We start from the raw sequence: 1279 nt of genomic DNA, 5'->3' as shown, positions 1-1279 counted from the left end.
AGGTGTCGGTATAGATGCCACCGATAACGACGGTCTGACCATTATTGACCAGCAATTTGCTTTTGACTTCCTGGGTCGTGATGGGAATCCCGGACGGGAGGGCATCAGCATAATCCGGTTGATTATTTTGGGCATCCACCTTGAGGGTGATTTTGCCATTAGGCGCAATATGGGGTGTGACATCCAGGCTCAGTTCGGCTTTTTTGAAGGACACCGAAGTGGCCCCGCTGCTGGTAGATTGCTGGTAAGGAATTTCCTGCCCCTGGGAAATAACCGCTTTTTCATTGCCTTCCGTCAACACCTTGGGGCTGGAAATGATTTTTGCCTCATTATTCACCTGCAAAGCCTGCAGTTGCAGGTCCAGAATACGATTTCCCGCCGCCGTGCCCAAAGCGAAACCTAAAGAAGTGGGTGAGGCACCGGACAGGGCCGTACCGGCATCAGAGGCGCTCAGATTGGCGAGCGCGGGAACGGTAAAACCTGTACCCGAAGTGGAGTTACCGCCGCCCTGTATGGGGTACGCGCCACCCTGGGTTTCTTTGACACCCGTAGCGCCGGTTCCGGAAAGATTGATAATGCCTCCGGCGCCATTCGAAGTGTATGTCCCGCCCCAGTTCACGCCCAGAGAATGGGCCGCACTGGTGGTAATCTGGACAATACGCGCCTTTATCAGCACCTGGGGCACAGGCTTGTCGATTTTGGCAATCAGTTTTTTGATGTTTGCAATGTCCTGCGGCGTATCCCGCACCAGCAGACTGTTGGTACGGGTAACCACGGCTACGGATCCGCGTGGACCTAACAGCGAATTGCCAATAATGCTGGATTTAGGCAAGCCCAGGGCGCTCGCTAAAGACTGTTGCTGATAAGGATTCATGGGCTGGCCGGTGTGCCCCGAAGAACCATTCTGGTCAAAGCCTTTCAGCAAGGCGGCAATGCTGGCCGCTTTGGCATACTTGATCTGAATCAGTTCGGTTTCCAGGGGCTCCATCTTGCGCTCGCTGGCTTCGGCTTTGAGCGTCGCTTCTTCCTGGCTGGCAATCTGATTGGCTGGCGCCACCCAAAGAATATTGCCGATAGGTTTGACGGCCAATCCCTGCGACTCAAGAATGACCTTAAAAGCCTCTTTCCAGGGTTCGTTTTTCAGGCGAATGGTCAGGTTGCCGGTCACATTATTGGAAACCACGATATTCTGATGGGTGAAATCGGCAATGACCTGCAGCACATCGCGCACGCTAATATCCTGAAAATCCATGCTCAGGCGCGGGCTGTCTTCGGGGTT

General features: G+C 54.0%; 1 protein-coding gene. It reads right to left on the bottom strand.

Annotation, left to right across the window (positions count from 1 at the left end):
* On the bottom strand, nt 1-1279 hold a 1279-nt coding region (locus tag AC2VLY_RS03480; protein WP_486921774.1), incomplete at both ends, for a type IV pilus secretin PilQ.

The organism is Acidithiobacillus sp. TH-A36 (genome assembly GCF_057473445.1).
This window is presented reverse-complemented; position numbering and strand designations above follow the sequence as displayed.